17 protein-coding genes are annotated in these 21,425 nt (G+C 70.0%); 12 read left to right on the top strand and 5 right to left on the bottom strand.

Annotated features, from left to right (window positions below; translation table 11 throughout):
* The first annotated feature begins 85 nt into the window (after positions 1–85).
* Positions 86–700 (top strand): TetR/AcrR family transcriptional regulator, encoded by a 615-nt coding sequence (locus ACVCAG_RS10880; protein ID WP_440083200.1) that lies wholly within the window; start codon positions 86–88, stop codon positions 698–700.
* 575 nt (positions 701–1,275) lie between these two features.
* Here ACVCAG_RS10880 and ACVCAG_RS10875 read toward each other — a convergent pair.
* The 5 genes from ACVCAG_RS10875 to ACVCAG_RS10855 all read right to left on the bottom strand — a co-directional run bounded on the left by ACVCAG_RS10875 (position 1,276) and on the right by ACVCAG_RS10855 (position 5,559).
* Positions 1,276–2,025: an HAD-IA family hydrolase gene (locus ACVCAG_RS10875; RefSeq protein ID WP_440083199.1), complete on the bottom strand. Its 750-nt coding sequence runs from the start codon at positions 2,023–2,025 to the stop codon at positions 1,276–1,278.
* A gap of 270 nt (positions 2,026–2,295) precedes the next feature.
* Positions 2,296–3,117: a phosphoenolpyruvate hydrolase family protein gene (locus ACVCAG_RS10870; protein WP_440083198.1), complete on the bottom strand. Its 822-nt coding sequence runs from the start codon at positions 3,115–3,117 to the stop codon at positions 2,296–2,298.
* Positions 3,114–4,334: a Tm-1-like ATP-binding domain-containing protein gene (locus tag ACVCAG_RS10865; protein ID WP_440083197.1), complete on the bottom strand. Its 1,221-nt coding sequence runs from the start codon at positions 4,332–4,334 to the stop codon at positions 3,114–3,116. Before ACVCAG_RS10865 ends, ACVCAG_RS10870 begins: the two co-directional genes overlap by 4 nt.
* A 282-nt stretch (positions 4,335–4,616) precedes the next feature.
* Entirely contained in the window at positions 4,617–4,976 is a 360-nt protein-coding gene (locus tag ACVCAG_RS10860) for a PRC-barrel domain containing protein (protein ID WP_440083196.1), read from the bottom strand.
* A gap of 364 nt (positions 4,977–5,340) precedes the next feature.
* Positions 5,341–5,559, bottom strand: a complete 219-nt coding sequence (locus tag ACVCAG_RS10855) for a hypothetical protein (protein ID WP_440083195.1) — start codon at positions 5,557–5,559, stop codon at positions 5,341–5,343.
* Between the two features lie 574 nt (positions 5,560–6,133).
* Here ACVCAG_RS10855 and ACVCAG_RS10850 point away from each other — a divergent pair.
* The 11 genes from ACVCAG_RS10850 to ACVCAG_RS10800 all read left to right on the top strand — a co-directional run.
* Entirely contained in the window at positions 6,134–7,435 is a 1,302-nt protein-coding gene (locus tag ACVCAG_RS10850; RefSeq protein WP_440083194.1) for a cellulose binding domain-containing protein, read from the top strand.
* Positions 7,436–7,844: 409 nt separating this feature from the next.
* A complete protein-coding gene (locus ACVCAG_RS10845) occupies positions 7,845–8,855 on the top strand; it encodes a ketoacyl-ACP synthase III family protein (protein ID WP_440083193.1) in 1,011 nt (336 codons plus the stop codon).
* Positions 8,852–9,127, top strand: a complete 276-nt coding sequence (locus tag ACVCAG_RS10840; protein WP_440083192.1) for a hypothetical protein — start codon at positions 8,852–8,854, stop codon at positions 9,125–9,127. Before ACVCAG_RS10845 ends, ACVCAG_RS10840 begins: the two co-directional genes overlap by 4 nt.
* Positions 9,128–9,146: 19 nt before the next feature.
* Positions 9,147–10,190: a ketoacyl-ACP synthase III family protein gene (locus tag ACVCAG_RS10835; RefSeq protein ID WP_440083191.1), complete on the top strand. Its 1,044-nt coding sequence runs from the start codon at positions 9,147–9,149 to the stop codon at positions 10,188–10,190.
* A 66-nt stretch (positions 10,191–10,256) separates the two neighbouring features.
* On the top strand, positions 10,257–14,063 hold the full coding sequence (locus tag ACVCAG_RS10830) for a beta-ketoacyl synthase N-terminal-like domain-containing protein (protein WP_440083190.1): 3,807 nt from the start codon (positions 10,257–10,259) through the stop codon (positions 14,061–14,063).
* Positions 14,064–14,829: 766 nt separating this feature from the next.
* A complete protein-coding gene (locus ACVCAG_RS10825; RefSeq protein WP_447189793.1) occupies positions 14,830–16,197 on the top strand; it encodes a pectate lyase family protein in 1,368 nt (455 codons plus the stop codon).
* A 448-nt stretch (positions 16,198–16,645) separates the two neighbouring features.
* The gene (locus ACVCAG_RS10820; RefSeq protein WP_440083188.1) at positions 16,646–18,166 is read left to right on the top strand and encodes a condensation domain-containing protein; all 1,521 of its coding nucleotides are present in this window, start codon (positions 16,646–16,648) and stop codon (positions 18,164–18,166) included.
* Positions 18,167–18,209: 43 nt separating this feature from the next.
* Entirely contained in the window at positions 18,210–18,821 is a 612-nt protein-coding gene (locus ACVCAG_RS10815; protein ID WP_447189792.1) for a WD40 repeat domain-containing protein, read from the top strand.
* 436 nt (positions 18,822–19,257) lie between these two features.
* Complete coding sequence (locus tag ACVCAG_RS10810) at positions 19,258–19,785, top strand: VOC family protein (protein WP_440083186.1); 528 nt, start codon at positions 19,258–19,260, stop codon at positions 19,783–19,785.
* Positions 19,786–19,853: 68 nt separating this feature from the next.
* Positions 19,854–20,477 (top strand): TetR family transcriptional regulator, encoded by a 624-nt coding sequence (locus ACVCAG_RS10805; RefSeq protein WP_440083185.1) that lies wholly within the window; start codon positions 19,854–19,856, stop codon positions 20,475–20,477.
* Between the two features lie 511 nt (positions 20,478–20,988).
* On the top strand, positions 20,989–21,425 hold a 437-nt coding region (locus ACVCAG_RS10800), incomplete at its 3' end, for a helix-turn-helix domain-containing protein (protein ID WP_440083184.1).

The raw sequence follows: 21,425 nt of genomic DNA, 5'->3' as shown, positions 1-21,425 counted from the left end.
CCCGAAGTCGGTAAACTACTCGCATTTAGTGTTGGAACCAGAAATACAAGTAAAAGCTCGCATTTGTCAACGTGGACGGTGATCCGTGGTCGAGACACGCAAGCCCGTACGCCGCCAGGCGCGCGGCCTCAAACGCATGGAGGAGATCCTCGACGCGGCGGAGGAGGTGATCGCCGACATCGGCTACGCCGAGGCGACCACCAACGCGATCGCCGCGCGAGCCGGGATGTCGCCGGGCTCGCTGTACCAGTTCTTCCACAACAAGGAAGAGATCCTGGAGGCCCTGCTCGCCCGGTTCACCGACGGCAGGCGGCAGCACTGGAACGAGCGGCTGACCGGCGACGTGACGCGGATACCGCTGCCCGAGCTGGTCGACCAACTCGTCGATGAGATCGCCGACTTCAAGGGCAGCCGCCCCGCCTACTGGGCACTGCTGCACGGCTCGGCGACCGGCGACCGCCTGGCCTGGGCCTCCGAGCAGCTCCATGTGGGCATCGCCACGCGCGTCGCGCAGGTCCTCTCGATACGCGCCCCGCACCTGGATCAGGAGCGCTGTCTCACGCTGGCCACCATGTCGCTGGCGACGGTGAAGGCGGTCATGCCGCTGGTCGCCTCGGCGCCGCCGCAGCGCTCCGCCGAGCTCATCGCCGAGCTGAAGACGATGCTGGTGGGCTACCTGACCCCCGCACTCGGCGAGTGAGGGGCGGGTCGGCGCTCGCCACGTGCTCGCCCACCCGCCCGTCCAGACCGCAGCGCTCGGCCAGCCGCATCACCGACACCAGCCCCGCATAGGCGACCAGGTGCTCCTCGTCGAAGATCGCATGGGTCTTGGCCGGAGCATGAAAGACTTGCACTTTGAAGGTGCCATCTCGAAGTGGTTGACGGAAGCCTCAGGAACTCCCATCATCCCAGGCCGGAGGGCAATTCCTCGCGTTTTACGGCATTCGTGTCAGATTCGGCTCGGTGGATCCAGGCTCAGACACGGTTGGCCACGATTCCGGCATGACTGCTTTCAAATACCTCAAGCCCTCGTACACCCGCTGAACATCGGGCTTCGCCAGGCGGCGCTGGAACGGGTTGCCAAGACCTTCCTGAAGGTGGCCTCCGCAGTCACTGAGGCATCGAGTCACACTGACGGCTGGTCGTCCGCTGCGGTATCACCGGAGGCGTGCGGTATCCCTGGAGGCGGGCTGACCGCCGAGCGCCAGGAGTTACGGCTCCGCCTGCTCGAACCGGCCCGCGGCATCCGAGAACGCGCGTCGGACGATCAATAGATCACGTTCTGGGCGGTGGTGTCGCGGCCGGGAGGTCCGAGAGAGTCGGACTCAAGCGATGAGGCAGATCGAAAACCGTGTCCAGCCGATGATGTGGCGGGACGGATGTCCTGCCCTGGGGATCGATCAGAAACGCCTCCATACCCATGCGGCGCGGGCCGGCGTAGTCGGCTTCGTAGGAGTCGCCGATGAACCACACGTCCCGGGCTGAGACCGCGAGCCGGCGGAGTGCCGCCCGATAGATGTCCGCGTGGGGCTTGCGCCTGCCTACGTTCACGGAGAGCACGACCGCGTCCATGAAGCCGAGCACCCCCATCGCCGTGAGCTGTTCGGGCACCATGGTCGGGCTATGGGTGTTGGACACCACCGCCAGGCGAAACTCCGAGCTCAGCCCGCTGAGCAGGACGTCGATACCGGCGAGGGGGCGCACCGGGGCATTCCACTCGGCGAGATAGGTCCTCACGAAAGCGTCCACCTGTCCGGGCGTCGGCTCCGAAGGAAGCACCTCGCGCAGGAACGCGGTCGTGATGTCGGCCATGGAGAACTCACGGTCATCGAGCGCGCTCTCCTGGTCGAACCGGGCGCAGATCGCCGACCAGACATCCAGGAACCGCTCATAACCCAGCCGTCCGCCGAACTCGTGCAGCAGGGCGTGGGAGCGCTGGTAGCCCTGCCCGGTCCGGCTCGGCGAGTAGTCGACGAGCGTGCCGAAGAAGTCGAAGAGAAGATGCGTGGGACGACACCGGATCATCCGACAATCCTGCCAGGCCCGCGCGGCGGCTCAACAGACAGCCCATGGTCAGGGCCGACCCGCGGTCCGCCGTCCCGGGACCTCGTTCTGAAACGATCAGTTGAATCACTGCCGTCCCTGCCTCTACGCGTACGGTCTGCGGCACCTGGTGGGACCCTTCATCGGACGCGAGCGACGGTGGCCCTCCTCGAAGAAGGTGGAGGCCGGACCGGCCCCCACAACACCATGCCCACCAACCCTCAGAGGCCTCCCCGCGGGTTACCTCAGCGGCTAGAACGTCAGTGACTTGAAGGCGCGCACCTGCTCGGTGATGGCGCGCTCCGTCGGCAGGCGCTCCACCGACGACGCGCCGAAGAAGCCCACCACGCCCTCGGTACGGGCCAGCACGTGGGCCGCGTCCCGCGGTTCGGCGATGGGCCCGCCGTGGCAGAGCACGAGGACGTCGGGGCGGACCGCCACCGCGGCGTCGCGCATCGCCTGGACCCGTTCGACCGCCTCGTCCAGGGACAGCGCGGTGCCGGCGCCGATGCTGCCCTTGGTGGTGAGCCCGACGTGCGGGACGAGGACGTCGGCGCCCGCCTCGGCCATGGCCCGCGCCTGGGCGGGGTCGAAGACGTAGGGGGCGGTGACCAGGTCGCGCTCGCGCGCCAGCCTGATCATCTCGACCTCCAGGTCGTAGCCCATCCCGGTCTCCTCCAGGTTCTGCCGGAAGACCCCGTCGTACAGGCCGACGGTCGGGAAGTTCTGCACCCCGGCGAAGCCCATGGCCACGAGCTGGTCGAGGAACCTGGGCATCAGCCGGAACGGGTCGGTGCCGCACACCCCGGCGAGCACCGGGGTGTCCCTGACGACGGGAAGCACCTCGGCGGCCATCTCCACGACGATCTGGTTGGCGTCGCCGTACGGCAACAGCCCGGCGAGCGAGCCCCGGCCCGCCATCCGGTAGCGGCCGGAGTTGTAGATGATGATCAGGTCGACGCCGCCCTCCTCCGCGCACTTGGCGGACAGCCCGGTGCCGGCGCCCGCGCCGATGATCGGCCGGTCCTCGGCGACGGTACGGCGCAGCCTGGCGAGGACGTCCCCCCGGTTCACGCGGCGTACCTCGCGGTGATCATCAGGTGCAGCCGGTCGGCCATGGCGCGGCCGAAGGCGGGGTCGTTGACGTGCAGGTCCAGCTTCTCGACCTCGACGGCCGAGCCGCGCAGCCCTTCGTCCAGGGCGTCGAAGCAGGACTCGTCGGCCTTGGGATCGCGGAAGGGCGCCCCCTCGGCGTCGAGGGCGGAGACGCCGCGGCGCGGGACGAACAGCACGGTCGGGCCGGTGGCCGAGCTCAGCTTGGCGGCCATCCGGCGGCCGAGCTCACCCATCTCCTCGGCCGTGGTCCGCATCAGGGTCACGGCCGGGTTGTGGACGTACAGCAGGCGGTCACCGAAGGGCTCGGGAACGGTGTCGCGAGGACCGAAGTTGACCATGTCCAGCGCGCCGGGGGCGACCACCTGGGGCACGCCGCGCGCTCCGGCCGCGGTCAGCCGGTCGGGGCCGGCCGACAGGACCCCGCCGACCAGGTCGTCGGCGAGTTCGGTGGTGGTGAGGTCGAGCACGCCCGAGATCAGGCCGCTCCGGGCCATCGACTCCAGGGCCCGCCCGCCGGAGCCGGTGGCGTGGAAGACCAGCACCTCGTAGCCGAGCTCGTCCAGCCGTCGCCTGGCGGCGTCGACCGCCGGCGTGGTCGCGCCGAACATCGACGCGGCCACGAGCGGGCGGCCGTCCTCGACGACCGGGGACGGGATGCTCACCATGCCGGCCATGGCCGCCGCGGCGTTGCCGAGGATGCGCGCGGAGACGCGGTTGATCCCGGCGAGGTCGACGACGCTGTACATCAGCGTGACGTCCTTGGTCCCCACGTAGGGCGACACGTCGCCGGAGGCCATGGTCGAGACGATGAGCTTGGGCAGCCCGATCGGCAGGTCCCTGACGGCCCGCGCCGCGATCGAGGACCCGCCGCTGCCGCCCACCGCGAGCACGCCGTCGAGGCGGCCCTGGGCGTACAGCTCGGCGAGGACGGCGGCGGCGCCCTCGCCCATCGCCGTGACGGCCGCTCCCCGGTCACCGGTCGCGCGCAGCGTCGCGACGTCGGCCCCGGCCGCCAGCGCGACCCGGTCGTTGCCGACGTCGGCGGGCACCCGCGCCTCGCCGATGCCCGCGTCGACCAGGACGACGTCACAGTCGAGGGCGAGCAGCCGGTCATGGAGCCAGGCGTACTCCCATCCCTTGGTGTCCAGAGTTCCCACCAGGCCTATCGTCGGCATCTCGCGCCACGCCTCTCTGCTCGCGGACCTTCTTCGCCACGTCGATCGTGTTGACCGCCCCGGGAGACGCGTGCCGGACCCGATGGACGATCTCTGCGGGCGGGAGACCCGTTCCGGTTCCCGCCCCGGGAGGCCCCGTGGTCCGCGGATCACGCCCCCGCCGCCGGACGGCGACGCGACCGCCGGACGGGGGCCCGGTGGCGGGCGGGCTCTCCCCGGCTCTGTGCCGTCTCGTCGCCGTGTGCCGTGTGGTGGTGTGGTGCCGTCTCGTCGCCGTAGCGGTCAGAGGGCGGCGGAGAAGGCGCCGTAGTAACCGCCCAGCTCCTGGCGGTAGACGCTCTGCCGGTATGTCGCCGCGTCGTACTCCGGCGCGTCCTGGATCTCCTGCTTGGTCCGCGAGATGTACATCTTGCGCTCCTGGCGGTCGATCCGGATCACCGTGCTGGCCGGGAGCACGACCTTCCTGCCGGAGAGCCAGGAACCGACGTCGGCCACGACGTAGCTGTCGTCGGTCACGTTGCTCTCCTCCTCCACCAGGCCGACCTTGCCGTCGACGGCCTCCACGTCGAAGCCGATGACGCTCATCGTCTCGTCGGGACCGTAAACGCCCTCGCGATAGCTCCACAGTCCTTCGCTCGTCATGTGCGGGCTCTCCTCGTCGCGATGTGTGTGGCCCCCCGCCTACCCGTGGCGGCCGAGGTAAACGGTGCATCGGATGGCGGTCTTCCGCCAGGAGGCGGGCCGTACCGCGGGCGAAAACACGCCCGGAGGATCTTCGTTCGCGCCGAAGAGGCGAGGGGCTCGAAATCCCCTCGCCTTGAGAGCGTTCCCTTGCCGACGAGCCGGGTGGTCAGGTCAACCGACGTCGCCGGTCCTGCCGCGAACCCTCCGACGCGGCGCGTCCACGGTTCGCCGGGTCACTCCCCGGTCTTCCCGGCACGCGAAGTGCCGGTGGACGGTCTGCCGGGGCGGGAGGTCGGAGCGGGGGCGCGTGCGTCTCACGGGGTCACGCGTAGAGGAAGTAATAGCGGTACCGGCTCTCCCACTCGCATGAGTAGTCGTCCCACCACTCCTGGTTGACGCCTTGGGTTCCGATCCGCTCGCACTCCGAGTGGTCCCTGAAGACGCCGGCCAGACTCTCGGCGTGCGCCGGGGCGGCACCGATCGTCAGCGACACCCCGAGAACCATGACGGCCGAGACGAGAACAGCGCGTACCTTTCGCATTCGTCCTCCTGTGACTGTGGAGATCATGACCGTGGACATTATCACTCACCACGCACCAGGAATATTGGTGTGCCCGAATCAATCGAGGAAAGGAGCCGAAACTTCCGGCGGCACTGTCGCCGGGTGCGCGTGTTCCACGGGTATTCACCGCCGGTAAAGGCGGTGCCGCTTCCCTGGTCGCCCCTTCTCGAGGGCTGCGGCCGTCGTCCAATTCCAGACCTGGCGGCCGTGAAAGGCCCTGTAGGAGCGTATCCGACCGCCCGTGCATGCCATGGATGATCTGTAGGGTGTTCGCACTACATGCTCTCCAAAGTACGATTTATGCCATTTTTCCTGTTCGATGGAAACGACATGCGGAAGACTTTGACCATCGTCACTTACGTGTCATATCGTCGCCCCGCCCATATCGATGTAAGTCGCGACACTCGAGCAGGACGTTGTTCTCGCAGGCACCACGGTCGGCATGCCGATGATGGCTGCCCCGGCACGGGAGGAGACACGGACGGTCACCGGGGAAGCGGCGATCATCCGACCCGACCGGAGTCGCACCATGCAAGTTCCAATCCGCAGGGCCATGATTGTCGGCATTGCGATGACCATGCTGGCCGCCGTCGGCCTGTCAGCGCCCTTCGCGCCGCCGGCTCACGCCATGCAGGTGATCACCGATATCGCTTACGCGCCCGCACAACCAGCCGGCAGCAGGGGGCATCTGCTGGACCTCCACCTGCCGTCCACCGGCATCACGCCCCGGCCGCTGCTGATCTGGCACACCGGCTCGGCGTGGACGAGCGACGACGGCAAGGCCGGCGCGGACGCGATCGCGGCCATCTTCAACCCTCTGGGCTTCGCCGTGGCCGGCGTCAGCGTCCGGTCCAGCGCTCAGGCGATCTTCCCGGCCCAGGTGCACGACATCAAGGCGGCCATCCGCTGGTTGCGCGCGAACGCCGCCACCTACCAGCTCGACCCCAATCGCTTCGCGATCATGGGCGACTCCTCGGGCGGCTGGCTGACGGAGATGGCCACCCTGTCCGGCGGCGTGGCGGCGATGGAGGGCACCGTCGGCACGACCGGCGTCTCCAGCGCCGTGCAGGTGGGACTCGCCTTCTACAGCCCGACCGACTTCCTGCAGATGAACGCGCAGAACCTGCCGACCGGCGGGCTCGACCACAACTCTCCCGCCTCCCCGGAGTCCCTCCTGGTCGGCTGCCCGATCCAGACCTGCCCGGCCACGGTGGCCCAGGCCAATCCGATGACCTACGTCGACGCCAACGACCCGCCGCTGATGTTCCTGCACGGCCAGGCCGACTTCCTGGTACCGCACGGGCAGAGCGTCCTGCTCTACAACAGGATCAAGGCCCAGTGCGGCGACGCCACGTTCGTCTCGGTGCCCGCCGCGGACCACATGATGCCCCAGATCATGGACCCCGCCCAGTACGGCATGCAGACCGTCCGCACCACCACCGACTGCACCGAGACCGTCGGCACCGGCACGTTGAACCCCACCTGGGCCAACTTCGCGAACTTCCTGCGCGGCGGGCTCAAGATGGGCACCTCCTGCGAGGTCACCTACGCGGCCACCGGGGCCTGGAACGGCGCCTTCAACGGCAACGTGGCCGTCAGGAACACCGGCACGACCCCCGTCGACGACTGGACCCTGACGTGGGCCTGGTCGGGAAACCAGCAGATCACGACCGCCTGGAACGCCGCGGTGACCCAGGTCGGCACCCAGGTGACCGCCCGCGACGTCGGCAGTAACTCCTTCATCGGCCCCGGCTCCAGTCAGAGCCTCGGATTCACGGCGACCGTCACCGGGACGAACGCCATTCCGGCCCAGTTCAAGCTCAACAACACCGTCTGCACGAGAGTGCCCGCCTGAGACGACGCGCCGGGCCCGAGCCGAATGGCGACGGCCCGGCGCCGTTCTCACCTCGCCCGGATTCTGAAAGTTACATTCGGGGAAACCGCGACGTGGAGCGGAAAGGCGCATTTCCGAAGGCGAACACTTTCCGTCGGACCCTGATCACGGAATGTCACCGGCCGGATTGCTCGTGTTCATATTGCTTTACCCGATGAGCCGCCCCTACTCTTGCCCCTGACGGCTCGCCGACCTATTTTCCGTTGTTTTCGTCGACCGGCCGGTATCGCTTGACATCCCGAGCCCCGAAATAAATCGGATAAGCCGCCTTCCGCTGCCCGAAGGCCGTTGTCCGGGATCGTCGATGAGTTGATGAGTTAGGAAACGTGTGCGTACATCCAACATGTTCGTCAGGAGTCTCGGCGTCTATGTGCCTGACAGTGTGAGCGTCGAGCAGGCGGTTCGCGAGGGCTGGTACCCGGCCGAGGAGGTCGAGAGGTTCCAGCAGATCGGCGCGGCGGTGGCCGGCGACATGTCCGCGCCCGAGATGGCGCGGCTCGCGGTCCTGGACGCGTACGAGCGCTGGGGCGAGTCCTCCCCGCGCGATCTCGACCTCCTGCTCTACCCCTCGGTCTGGCACCAGGGCCCGAACGGCTGGCAGCCCCAGCACTACCTGCAGATGCACCTTCTCGGCGGGAACGTGCCGGCGTTCGAGATCCGGAGCGGCTGCGTAGGGATGATCAGCTCGCTCGAGCTGGCGGCGAGCTATCTGCAGGCAGACGCGGACCGCGAGACGGCCATGGTCGTCTCCTCGGACAACCACGGCACCCCGCTGGTGGACCGCTGGCGGATGACCCCCGGCGCGCTGATCGGCGACGCCGCGGCCGCGCTCCTCCTCGGCAAGGGGTACGGCATGGCCGAGCTCCTGTCGGTGAACGCGACGGTGATCCCGGAGGCCGACGCGGTCAACGACGGCGCCTACCCCCTGTTCCCCCCGGACGCCACCGTCGGCAGAGGGCTGAGCTTCGGGGACCGCCACGAGGAGTTCCGCCAGCGGCTGCTCAAGGCGCAGGGAACCGGGATCCACCTGACGATCCAGAAAACGATGATGCAGCAGGTCGAACGGACCCTGGACGAGGCCGGGATCGGACTCGCCGACATCACGCGGGTGGCGTTGCCGCACGGCCGCCGCGAGGACCTGGACGGGCAGATGTCCTGGCTGGGCATCGACGAGGACCAGACGACCTGGGACTACGGGAGGCGCGTGGGCCATTGCGGCGCGGTGGACCAGTTCATCGCCTTCGAGCATCTGATCGCGACCGGCGGGCTCGTGGCCGGCGATCACCTGCTCATGGTCGGGTTCGGCTCGGGAACGTCCGTCGCCGCGGCGGCGTTCAGGATCCTCTCCACCTCTCCCGTCACGGAAGGGGCACGCGCATGACCGAGCTCACGGACACGCGCACGACCGAGCTCACGCGAAGGCTGGTCGACTTCATCCAGGAGAATCTCGTCCAGGACGGCGACGACATCAAGGTCGACGAGACGACCCCGCTCCTGGTGTCGGGTCTCCTGGACTCCCTGCGAACGGCGCGGCTGCTGAACTTCCTCCGCAGGGACGTCGGCGTCCCGGTCCCCGCCGCGAAGCTCGACCCCGAGAACTTCCGGGACGTCGTGACCATCGTGGCGATGGTCAGAGAACTCGAAACCGTCTAGCCGGGGCGAGGGCAGAGTCATGCAGTTGGCGGACACGTACATCAGCGGAGTGGGAGCCTTCCTCCCCCGGACCGTCGTCAGCGTCGAGAAAGCCGTCGCCAAGGGCTGGTACCCGGCCGAGGAGGCCGAGCTGCACAACCTGGCCGGGGCGGTGGTGGCCGGTGACGTACCGGCACCGGAGATGGCCCTGCACGCGGCGCGGAGCGCGATCAAGCGCAGCGGGCGGGCGCCGGCCGACCTGGATCTCCTCCTGTACGCCTCGACCTGGCACCAGGGACCGGACGGCTGGCCCCCGCACTCCTACCTGCAGCGTCATCTCGTCGGCGGGGACGTCCTGGCCACCGAGGTCCGGCAGGGCTGCAACGGGATGTTCATCGCCCTGGAACTCGCGGCCGGCCACCTGGACGCCGCCCCCGGCCGGCAGGCCGCCCTGCTGGTCGCCGCCGACAACTACGGCACCCCGCTGATGGACCGGTGGCGGATGGGCCCCGGCTACATCGGCGGGGACGCCGCGAGCGCGCTCGTGCTCGCCAAGGGGACGGGTTTCGCGCGCCTGACGTCGGTCTGCACGACGACGGTGACCGAGGCCGAGGAACTGCACCGGGGCAGCGAACCCCTGTTCCCCCCGGGCGTCACGGTCGGGCGCAAGATGAGCTTCGCGGCCAGGAACGAGCAGTTTCGGCAGCAGGTCATGTCCAAGGGCGAGGCCACCGCGGCGCTGTTCAAGATCCAGCGGGCGTTGATGGAGGTCGTCGAGCGCGCGCTGGCCGAGAGCGGGATCGAGGCCCGCGATCTCACCCGGGTGGCGTTCATGAACTACTCGGAGGAGATCGTCGAACAGCGGTGCATGGCCATGCTCGACCTGCCCATGTCCCACTCGACCTGGGACTACGGCCGCACCATCGGCCACTGCGGCGCCAGCGACCAGATCCTTTCCCTCGACCACCTGCTCATGACCGGGCAGCTGGGCCCCGGCGACCACATGCTGATGCTCGGCACCGGGCCGGGAGTGACCGTCTCCAGCGCCGTGATCAAGATCATCGACAATCCTCAGTGGGCCTGAACCGAAGAGTGGGCCTGAACCGAAGGGAAACGAACGCAGATGGTCGACAGTCCGCGCGGAGTCCGGGTGGAACCAGTGGCGGTGATCGGGATCGGATGCCGCCTTCCCGGCGACGTCCGCTCACCGGACGAGTTCTGGGACCTGCTGCGCGCCGGCCGGAACACGACCCGGCCGCTGCCCGCCGAACGCTGGCGCCGGTACGAGAACCGGAGCCCCGAGTACGCCGCCGCGCTGCGTGACGCCGTGCGTCACGGCAGCTTCCTGAGCGACATCGAGGGCTTCGACGCGGAGTTCTTCGGCCTGTCGCCCCGCGAGGCCGAGCTGATGGACCCGCAGCAGCGGATCCTGATGGAGACCGCGTGGGAGGCCCTGGAGCACGCCGGCCTGCCGCCGCACCAGCTGGCCGGCACCGACGCCGGGGTGTTCATGGGAGTCTGCACCGCCGACTACGGAGGCCGCCTCCTGGAGGACCTGCCCCAGATCGAGGCGTGGACCGGGATCGGCGCCGCGACCTGCGCCGTCGCCAATCGCATCTCCTACTCCCTCGACCTGCGCGGACCCAGCATGGCGATCGACACCGCCTGCTCGGCGTCGCTGGTCGCGCTGCACCTGGCCGCGCAGAGCCTGCGGCTCGGCGAGAACGACGTCGCCCTCGCCGGCGGCGTCAACCTGCTGGTCACCCCGGGCCAGACCCTCACGCTCGGCACGGCCGGGGCCCTCGCCCCCGACGGGCGGTCCAAGTCGTTCGACGCGTCGGCCGACGGCTACGGACGCGGAGAGGGCTGCGGCGTGGTCGTGCTCAAGCGGCTGTCCGACGCGCGGCGCGACGGTGACCGGATCCTCGCGCTCGTCATCGGCAGCGCCGTGAACCAGGACGGGCACACCAACGGGATCATGGCGCCGTGCGGGGAGGCCCAGGAACACGTGATGGTCCGGGCCTGCCGACAGGCGGGCGTCGAGCCGTCCACCGTCGACTACATCGAGGCGCACGGCACCGGGACCCGGCTCGGCGACCCGCTGGAGGCGGGGGCGCTCTCCTCCGTGTACGGCACGCGGCGACCCCCCGGAGACCCGTGCCTCATCGGCTCGGTCAAGTCCAACATCGGTCACCTCGAAGGCGCCGCCGGCATCACCGGCGTCATCAAGGCGGTGCTCGCCCTCGACCGCGGCGAGATCCCCCCGAGCGTGCTGACCAGTCTCAACCCGGCCATCTCGTGGGAGACCTCGGGCCTTCGGGTGGTGACCGAGCGGTCGGCCTGGCCGGAGCGCGACCACCCCAGCCGGGCGGGCGTCTCCAGCTTCGGGTACGGCGGCACGGTCGCGCACATCGTGCTCGAGCAGGCTCCTCCGGTCCAGGAGGCCCGGGAGTCCCGGGAGACGCCCCTGCGCGAGGGGACGGGAGAGCGGCTGTTCCCGCTGTCGGCCGCGTCGGAGCAGGCTCTGCGGCAGTACGCGGGCAAGCTCGCCGACCACCTCGGCAACGGGCTCGACCTGGCGTCGGCGGGGCACACGCTGGCGCTCCGGCGCACCCATCTGGCCCGTCGCGCCGTCGTGGTCGGGGCGGACGCGGGCGAGCTGGCGGCCGGCCTGCGCAGGCTCGCGGAGGACGTGCCCGCCGAGGCCGTCCTCACCGGCGACGTGCTGCCCGAGCTCGGCCCGGGGCCGGTCTGGGTCTTCTCCGGGCAGGGCTGCCAGTGGCGCGGGATGGGGCGGGAACTGCTCGCCGTGCCGGAGTTCGCGTCCCTGGTCGACGAGGTGGAGCCGATCTTCGCCGAGGAGATCGGCTTCTCCCCCCGGCAGGTCCTGGCCGACGGCGATCTCGACACCATCGACCGCGTGCAAACCATGATCTTCGTGATGCAGCTGGGCCTCGCCAGGCTCTGGAACGCGTACGGGGTCGCTCCGAAGGCCGTCATCGGCCACTCCGTCGGCGAGCTCGCGGCGGCGGTGACGGCCGGCGCGATGACCGTCGCCGACGGCGCCCGGCTGATCTGCCGCCGCTCCCGGCTGCTGCGCCGGGCCGAGGGCAAGGGGGCCATGGTGATGGTCGACCTGTCCTTCGAGGAGGCGGCGGAGAGGCTGGCCGGCCGCAGCGACCTGGTGGCCGCGATCGCGTCGGCCCCCGGCTCCACCGTGCTGTCCGGCGACGTCGCCGCGGTCGAGGAGGTGGTGAACGAGTGGCCGGTCGAGGGCATCGTGGTGCGGCGGGTGGCGTCGGACGTCGCCTTCCACAGCCCGCACATGGACCCTCTGGCCGTCGAGCTGGCCGCCGCCGTCGCCGATCTCTCGTTCGGGGCGCCGCGCATCCCCATGTACACGACCGCGCTGGCGGACCCCCGCTCGACGCCCGTCCTGGACGGCGCGTACTGGGCGGCGAACCTCCGGGACCCCGTGCGGCTGGTCGCGGCGACGGCGGCCGCGGCGCAGGACGGCCACCGCGTGTTCCTGGAGATCTCCCCCCACCCCGTGGTCGCGCACTCGGTGAGCGAGACGCTCTCGGAGAACGGGTTCGAGGACGTGTTCGTCGGCACGTCGCTGCGCAGGAACCAGCCGGAGCCGCTGACCTTCCTCGTCGCGCTGGGCACGGCGCACTGTCACGGTGTCGAGGTGGACTGGAGCCGGCTGCAGCCGTCCGGCGGCCTGGCCGATCTGCCGCCGTACGCCTGGCAGCACCGCCGCCACTGGCGCGAGGCGTACGCCGAGGACGGCAACCGTGGGCACGACGTGCACTCCCACGCCCTGCTCGGAGCCGTGAGCAGCCTCGCGGGCAGCCGGACCCGGGTGTGGCGGACCAGCGTGGAGGACGCCAACCGGCCCTACCCGGGCAGCCACGCCCTCAACGGGGTCGAGATCGTGCCCGCCGCCGTGCTGGTCAACACGTTCCTGAACGCGGTCGAGGACGAGGACGTCACGCTCACCGACGTGGAGATGATGCATCCGCTGATGACCGCGGAACGCAGGCAGGTCCAGGTCGTGCACGAGCCTCCGGCGGTACGGCTCGCGGCCCGCACCCCGGCGGGCCCCGACGAGCCGGAACCCGCCTGGCTGGTGCACGTCACCGCGAACGTGGCCGCTCCGGGCCAGGTGAAACCCGACGTGCTGCCGGACGCCGGCGCGCTCACCCCGATCGATCCCGGGTTCGTGCACGGGCGGCTGGCCACCGTCGGCGTGCCCTCGACGGGCTTCGACTGGACGATCGAGACGCTGCTGGGCGGAGACGGCGTGCTGCGGGCCACCGTCCGTACCGCCCGCGCCGGGGAACCGGGGAGCTGGGCGCCGGCGCTGGACGCGGCGATGTCCGTGGCGCCCTGCGTGTTCCCCGGCGATCCGGTGCTGCGCATGGTCGTGCACATCGACGAGGTGGTGCTGACCGGCACGCCGCCCTCGACGGTGATCATCGACGCGGCCGTGGACCCGGCCGCCGACGACACCGTCCGGGCGCTCCTGGCCGACGTGGACGGCCGGGTGGTGGGACACCTCACGGGACTCCGCTATCCGGTGATCGACGCGCCCGCCCCGGCCGAGGAGGATCTCCGGGGACCCGCGGAGTCGTTCGCCGGCCTGGCGCCCGAGGACCTGCGCGAGCGCGTCCTGCCCGAGGTCCGCGCGGAGATCGCGGCCGTGATGAGGCTGGCCCCCGAGGATCTGGCGACCCGGCGTCCCCTCGTCGAGCAGGGGCTGGACTCGGTGATGACCGTCATGGTCCGGCGGCGCCTGGAGAAGCGCTTCGGCCGCCGTCTCCCCGCGACCCTGCTGTGGCAGCAGCCCACCATCTCCGCGATCGCGGACCACCTGGCGGGGCTTCTCGCGACTCCGAGACCGGACGCGGTGGCGGAGACCGTTCCTGAGAGCGCACCCGCGATCGGGGGCTGAGGCCGCCGGCCGGACGGCCCGAGGGGGCGATCCCCCCGGGCCGTCCGGCCGTCGCGTTCGGCGGGAGCCGGTCGCACCACCCGCCGCGTCCCGGCCGCTCGGCCGCCCTCCGCTCCTCGGCGTCGACGCTGAAAGGACGCTGAAAGGATACGGAGCCCGTGGGTTTTCGGCTGCCGATCGTGATGAGCGGACCGTCCGGCTCGGAGAAAACGACACCGGCGCGGCATATCTGCGATGCCTGAATCTTTCTGCCCGCCCTTCGACCGCCGACGGGCCGGGCGCCGGGTCGTTCTCCTCTTATTTGAATGACGCCTTCGAGTCAGGAATTCTTACGAAAGCACTTGAACGGTTGAGCTTCGACGACACTTCTTGTGCTTTTCGTACGTGTCGTCACCGGCCCGTGGCATGAGATCTGTCCATGTTCCGCGCTGATTCACGTCTCTCACGGGCCGGCGATGAAAGTTTCTTCGATCTTGCGTGTGCCGGCGGGGCCTGAGGACGGACCGCGGGTGCCTCGACCGCCGCCTCGAGAACCCGGCCGGGGGACGGCTCATTCCTCTCACCAGCCAGGAGACGCCGACGACAGGTGTCGTGGACCTTTGGCCGGATACGGTGCCTCCCCGCGCCGGGGCGGTCGATCAGGTCCGGCCCGGGACCGGCGCCTTGACGTGAGGGTTCAAGTGAACTTGGCTCACCGAAACCACGGGAATGACCTGCGGTTTCAGGGGCTCGGCTCCGGTCCGACGCCCAAGAGGGAGGCGAGAGCATGAGCTTGGGAAAACGACACCTGGCGATCCTCGGGGGTGCGGCGGGGGCCCTCTGCCTGGCGGCGGGTCTCGTCACGGCGCCGGCCTCGGCGGCGCCGGCCTCAGCGGCGCCGGGCTGCCAGGTCAGCTACTCGGTGAGCTCCCAGTGGAACGACGGGTTCGGCGCGAACATCGCGATCACCAATCTGGGCGACCCGCTCACCGGCTGGCAGCTGAAATGGTCGTTTTCGGCCGGACAGGCCGTGACGCAGGGCTGGAACGCGACCTTCTCCCAGAGCGGCAGCGCGGTGACCGCCGCGAACGCCCCCCACAACGGCGACCTGGCGACCGGTGCCGTCACCACGATCGGCTTCAACGGAAGCTGGAGCGGATCCAACCCGATACCTGCCTCCTTCACCCTCAACGGGGTCGCGTGCACGGGTTCGGTCACCGGCTCGCCGTCACCGAGCCCGTCCCCCAGCCCGACCCCTACCCCGACGCCCACTCCGACCACCTCACCGCCACCGCCCAACCCCACCGGCCTGGTCGGCTGGGCGACCCAGGGGGGCGGCACGACGGGCGGTGGCAGTGCGTCCGCCACCACGGTGACGAGCGCGTCGGCCCTGACCGGCGCGGCCTCGGGGACGGGCGCGGCGGTGATCCGGGTGTCGGGCACGATCTCCTGCTCGGGCATGCTGAGGGTCGGCTCCAACAAGACGATCATCGGTAACTCCGGCGCGGCGATCGTCGGCTGTGGCCTGAACGTCTCCAACGCCTCCAACGTGATCATCCGGAACCTGACCTTCAGGAACTGGAACGACGACGCGATCAACGTCCAGTACTCGACCCGGGTCTGGATCGACCACAACACGCTGTCCAACGGCTACGACGGCGCCATCGACGTCAAGCGCGCCAGCGACTACGTCACCGTGTCGTGGAACCGTCTGTATTCCCACGACAAGGCCATGCTGCTCGGGCACAGCGACGACAACGGCGCCGAGGACAGGGGCCACCTGCGCGTGACCTACCACCACAACTGGCTCGACGGCACCAACCAGCGCAACCCCCGGGTGCGCTTCGGCAACCCGGTGCACGTCTACAACAACTACTACTCCAACGTCAGCGGATACGGTGTCGCCTCCACCGAAGGCGCCGGCGTGCTGGTCGAGGGCAACTACTTCGAGAACGTCGACGACCCGTACCACCTGGGCGAGGCCGCGTCAGGCCCCGGCACCCTGGTGGCCCGCAACAACTACCTGACCGGTTCCGGCAGCGGGCAGCAAGGCGGTTCGGTGGCCTCCATCCCGTATTCCTACAGCCTTGACGGAGCATCCAGCGTCAAGTCCATCGTCACCTCCGGTGCGGGAGCAGGAAAAATCAATCTCTGAACGACCGTGAAACCGATTTCCGAAGTCGTTCGGCCCGCCCCGTAGAGTGTCCTCGCCCCATGGGGCCGAACCGGGGAAGTACCGGCCCGAGGCCGAAAGAGAAGGAGCCGGATATTACTTAACGTCTTGACGACCCCAATGGCGCTCCTTACCATTCTCCCACCGATATCGGGAGCGGGCCGATCGATGACGAATACCAATGTGGCACTCGATCCAACAATTTGGTCGAGTGCCATATTGGCATGTGTCTCGACGGCAACGTGATGGGCGCGAAGGAGTGGGCTTGAACGAGCCGTTCGGCCGCGGCGGGCATCGCCGGCGCGGAGAGGCGACTCGCCAGGGCCATCACTCCCGGCCGGACCGCACGCCGGTGACCGCCGGGGGACACGCACCGGGTTCGGTGCGGCCCCCGTGCGAGGCAGACCGCGATGACCGGTAGTGGTCGGAGGTGAACGACCTGAAGGTCTGCTTCTCGGGCTCCCGATCGGGGCGCTGGCCCATTACGGTCGGCCAGAAGAACGTGCTGGAGTGGATCAGTCCGGACCTGCCGGGGCCGGCCGACATCCTGTCGACGATGGTGCGCGTGCCCCGGGGAAGCACCATGGACGCGGTCGGCGCGGCTCTGGGCGCGCTGATCGGCCGCCAGGAGGCGCTGCGGACCCTGTTGCGGGACGGCGAGCAGTTCGTGCACGCGTCGGGAACGCTCGTCGCCGACGTGGTCGAGGCCACGGGCACCGGCCAGGACTGGTTCCCGCCCGGCCGGGCTTTCGACCCCGCCGCCGACTTTCCGGTGAGGGCGAGCGTGGTGACCCGGTCGGGAGCTCCGTTCCTGGTCGTCCTGCACGTGTCGCACGTGGCGGCGGACCTGTCGGCGATGACGATCCTGCGCGCCGAACTCGCCGCCCTGCTGGCGGGCCGGCCGCTTCCCCCCGCCGCGTACCACCCCGCCGACCAGGCCGCCTACGAACTCACCCCGGCCGGGCAGCGCCGGCTGGAGGGTTCGGTCAGGTACTGGGCCCGCCAGATGGCCGAGAAGCCGTTGTGCGCGCTCGGCCTGCCCTTCCGCTTTCCCGGCGCCCGCGGCCATCATCACGTCCTGCTGGGCTCGCGGCCCGCCGCGGAGGCGCTGGCCCACGTCGCGGCGAAGACGGGCGCGCGGCCGCCGGCGGTCGTGATGGCCGCGTTCGCGTCGCTCCTGACGAACTGGACCGGAGCCCCGGGATGCCAGCTGAACTGCCTGTGCAACAACCGTTTCTCCCCGGAGCTGCGCGACTACGTCGGCACGGTGGCCCAGGAGACGATCATTCCCTTCAGCGCGTCGCCCTCGTTCCTGCGGTCGGTCTCCCAGACGAACGCCGCGGCCCTGGCCGCCTACAAGTACGGCCGGTACGACCCGGTTCGGCTCTCCGAGGCGCAGGGCGAGGCGGAACGGGCCCGCGGCATGCGCTGCCACCGGGACGTGGTCGTCAACAACACGACCGGTCACTCGCATGTGATCCTGCCGAGGGCCGGTGTGGAACCCGGCACGGGCGACCGCGTGTTCGGCGCCCCCGCGGAGTTCGACATCTACCGGCTGGAAGGCACGCTCGGTTGCGGACTCGGCCTCGACGCCCGCCTGGCCACCGCCGACGAGACCGCCGGCATCCTCGGCGGGGTCGAGCGGCTCATCGTCGCCGCCGCCGACGGCGACGTCGACCCGGCCGGCTTCGGCGTCCCCCCGGTGGAACGGGGGCCGGGCTGGGTGCGTGCCCGCTCGTGCTGGGTCGACCTCGCCGGCGTCCAGGCCGCGGCGGACCTCGCCCTCGGCCCCGGCGTCGCGCGGATCGAGGCCGCCGGCGACGAGCTCATCGCCCACGTCGGGCGCGACGCCGACGTCTCCGCGGCCGCCAGGGCGGTGGCCGACGCGGTCCTGCGCGAAGGACGCCACGGCGTGGTCGCGCCCAGCGACTACGTGCGCGCCGCCGGCTGAGAACGGATCGATCCGTGTGGCGGGCCGTGCGGCCCGGGTGAGGATGACGAAGGCGGACGTCGACAGGGTGGGATTCATCTATCAGATCACCATGACTCCCGACGGGAAGACGGCCTTGGTCGCATATAACGGCTTGGACGAACCGGAGGCCGTGGTGGTCGAGGTATGGGACCTGAGGCGCAAGGCACATCCGGCTCGCCGATCGACGCTGAAGGTGCCCGGATCCCATCTGTACGGTCTTTCCGTCAGCGCTGACGGAAAGACCGCGGTGGCGGTTCGGAACGACGACACGGGCGCGATCGTCTGGGATCTGACGGACCCGGCCCGTCCCGCGACCGTCGCCGAGCTGGATCACAAGGACCACGCCGAGAGGACTGCCGCGCTCAGTCATGACGGGCGTCGGGTCGTGCTCGGCACCAGCGAAGGCGGGGTGGACGTCTGGGACCTCGGCGACCGTACGAAGCCCGTCCACAGGGCGACGATGGACGACGACTTCCGCGACGTGTACGCCGTTGCCCTGGCCCGCAACGGCGACCTGGTGCTCGCTGCCGACTTTCAAGGGCGCGCCACGCTGGGACCTGTCACAGCCGTCGAAACCGGTCAAGCTGGCGGCTCTGAAGCCGGGCCCCGGCACGGAGACGGTCGCCCTCAGTGAAGACGGACGGACCGCCGTGGTGGGCAGCGTGGTGCGCGGTCCGCGAGTCTAGGATCTCTCAGAGGTGGACCGGGACCCGCTCAGGAGCGTATGTCGCCACGGGGGAGCCGGGATCTCGCACGATTTCCGGGAGCGCCACATCGACGGGCAGGACTTCGACCATGCCGCCGACGAGGACATCTGGTCCTGTGACGGCGTGCTCACCCCGTAACGCGTGGCGAAGCCTCCCCTTCCCCGGCGTTCCGTTCGGTGTTCCGGTCCGCTTTCCCTCGACGTTCCGTTCGGCGTCCCACCCGCGTGGAGAGCCTGCGTGGAGAGGTCGCCGCGCGGAGGCGGGCCGGACGCCCCGCCCGCGAGACGCGCGGTACGGACGAGGCCACTAGAATGCAATTCTAGGATTGGCCGGTCTCCCGGCCCCCGACCGCGAGGAGCCCACGTGCACGACGTCTCACCGGAGCTCCGGGCACTTCGGGAACTCGGCGCCGTCTTCGACCACACCGCCGTCGCGGCACCGCGGATCAGGGATCTCCTGCCGGTCTATCGTGACCTGCTGGGCGGGACCTTCCACCGTGGCGGCGACAACCAGCTCGGCGGCTACCGGGCCATGCAGCTCACCTATCCCGGCGGCGGCAAGATCGAGCTGATGGAGCCGCTCGAGGGATCCACCTTCTTCGACAGCTTCTTCGAGCTGACGCGCGGCCGGGGCGGCGTGCACCACCTCAACTTCCACGTGGTCGACATCGACCTGGCGGTCTCCCTGCTCACCGAGCGCGGCTACCGCCTGCACGGCCTCAACCTGGGCGACCCGAGGTGGCGTGAGGTGTTCCTGCACCCCAAGGAGGCCCACGGCGTGCTGGTCCAGCTCGCGCAGCCCGGTCCGCGCGACTCCGTACCCGTCCCCTCCCTCGACGACGTGCTGGCCGGACGCGGATTCCGCGGCAACGGGATTCCCAGCCCCGCCTGAACACGGAACCATCATCGGACAGGACGGGGTTCCGGAGCCTCTCCGTCCGGCGGACAGCGGAGAGGCACATGACACGCAAGCCAGGCGCCTGGGAGTGGAGCCGCACGGCGCAGACTCGTACGAGCATGCTCAGTGCCGCCAGGGAGGTCTTCACCGAGCACGGTTTCGCCGACGCCGGGGTGGCCGACGTCGTCGAGCGCGCCGGCCTGAGCATCGGCAGCCTCTACCACCACTTCGGCGGCAAGACCGAGCTGTTCCTCGCGCTGTGGGAGAGCCACCAGGCCGAGCACGAGAGGAACGCGGCCTCCGCGGTGTCGAAGGCCCGCCAGTCGGGCACCCACGATCCCCTGGAACTGTTCGTCGCCGGCGCCCGCGCCTTTCTCGAGGGGTCGTGGGAACGGCGGGATCTGGCCCGGCTGTTCATGGACGGGGGCGGGCCCCCGGGGTTCGAGCTGATGCGCCGCACGCGCGGTCGCGAGTGGGTACGGCAGAACGGCGTCCTGCTCGGCGCGGGCGGCACCTCCCTCGACCGCCTGACGGTCGCCGTCCTGACGTCGGTCATCGGCGAGGCGGGCCGCGAGGTGGCGACCTGCGACGGCGAGGCGGAGGCGGAGCGGATCATCGAGGCGGCGATCGAACTGATCCGCCGCCTCGACCCGCTGCGCGCCCCCTCTACGGCCCCGCCTCGATGACGTCGGCGCCGATCAGGTCGGCGACCGTCAGGCGCGGGGTTGGAAGCAGTTGGTGGTTGAGCGTGTATCAGTATGTGTGAGTGATCGTGAAAGAGTGGGTTAAGGCGCAAGGTGTCCACCCGATCACCGCTTACCGGTGGTATCGGGAAGGCATCCTGCCCGTGCCCGCCGGTAAGGCCGGACGGCTGATCCTGGTCGCAGACGTCGATCCCCTCGCCTCGCACGGCGCAACCACCGTGGGGTACGCCTGCGTCTCTTCGGCGCAGGCGTCTTCCTCGGCGTGCGCCCGCCTCCACCGGCCCCACCTCGGCGGTCGCGGGCGGCTGCGAGATCCAGCTCGACGCCACCGCCACCGCCACCGCCACTGACACCGCCGGCAAGGCCACCGGCTCCGTCTGCGGCTTCCTGCGCTACCGAGGCAGGCGTCTGTCTCTTCGCCGATCGGGTAGTCATCGATCATGACTCCTACGGTACGTTGACGGTCGGCGACGTACCGTGACGGGGAGGGTTGATGCGGGTCCACCAGGCCTACCGCTACGCCCTGGACCCCACCCCCGAGCAGGCGCGCCTGCTCGCCTCCCACTGCGGCGCGGCGCGGTTCGCCTTCAACTGGGGCCTGGCCCGCATCAAGGCCGCCTTGTCCCAGCGGGAGGCGGAGAAGTCCTACGGCGTGCCCGATGAACACCTGACCGAGGTGGCGTGGTCGCTGTACGGTCTGCGCCGGGCGTGGAACACCGCCAAGGGCGACGTCGCGCCGTGGTGGGCCGACAACTCCAAAGAGGCCTACACCACCGGCCTCGACGGGGTGGCGCGGGCGTTGAAGAACTGGGCCGCCTCCCGCAACGGCACCCGCAAGGGGCCCAAGGTCGGATTTCCCCGGTTCAAGTCCAAGCACCGCGCCGTTTCCTCGTGCCGGTTCACCACCGGAGCGATCCGGGTGGAGGCCGA

It is taken from the genome of Streptosporangium sp. G12 (assembly GCF_052983175.1).
This window is presented reverse-complemented; position numbering and strand designations above follow the sequence as displayed.

Excerpts from the sequence above, each read along its gene's own strand:
- ACVCAG_RS10855 (WP_440083195.1), bottom strand. The coding sequence starts at position 5,559 with ATGCGAAAGGTACGCGCTGTTCTCGTCTCGGCCGTCATGGTTCTCGGG.
- ACVCAG_RS10815 (WP_447189792.1), top strand. The coding sequence starts at position 18,210 with ATGACGAAGGCGGACGTCGACAGGGTGGGATTCATCTATCAGATCACC.
- ACVCAG_RS10835 (WP_440083191.1), top strand. The coding sequence starts at position 9,147 with ATGCAGTTGGCGGACACGTACATCAGCGGAGTGGGAGCCTTCCTCCCC.
- ACVCAG_RS10875 (WP_440083199.1), bottom strand. The coding sequence starts at position 2,025 with ATGATCCGGTGTCGTCCCACGCATCTTCTCTTCGACTTCTTCGGCACG.
- ACVCAG_RS10825 (WP_447189793.1), top strand. The coding sequence starts at position 14,830 with ATGAGCTTGGGAAAACGACACCTGGCGATCCTCGGGGGTGCGGCGGGG.
- ACVCAG_RS10860 (WP_440083196.1), bottom strand. The coding sequence starts at position 4,976 with ATGACGAGCGAAGGACTGTGGAGCTATCGCGAGGGCGTTTACGGTCCC.
- ACVCAG_RS10865 (WP_440083197.1), bottom strand. The coding sequence starts at position 4,334 with ATGCCGACGATAGGCCTGGTGGGAACTCTGGACACCAAGGGATGGGAG.
- ACVCAG_RS10805 (WP_440083185.1), top strand. The coding sequence starts at position 19,854 with ATGACACGCAAGCCAGGCGCCTGGGAGTGGAGCCGCACGGCGCAGACT.
- ACVCAG_RS10850 (WP_440083194.1), top strand. The coding sequence starts at position 6,134 with ATGATTGTCGGCATTGCGATGACCATGCTGGCCGCCGTCGGCCTGTCA.
- ACVCAG_RS10840 (WP_440083192.1), top strand. The coding sequence starts at position 8,852 with ATGACCGAGCTCACGGACACGCGCACGACCGAGCTCACGCGAAGGCTG.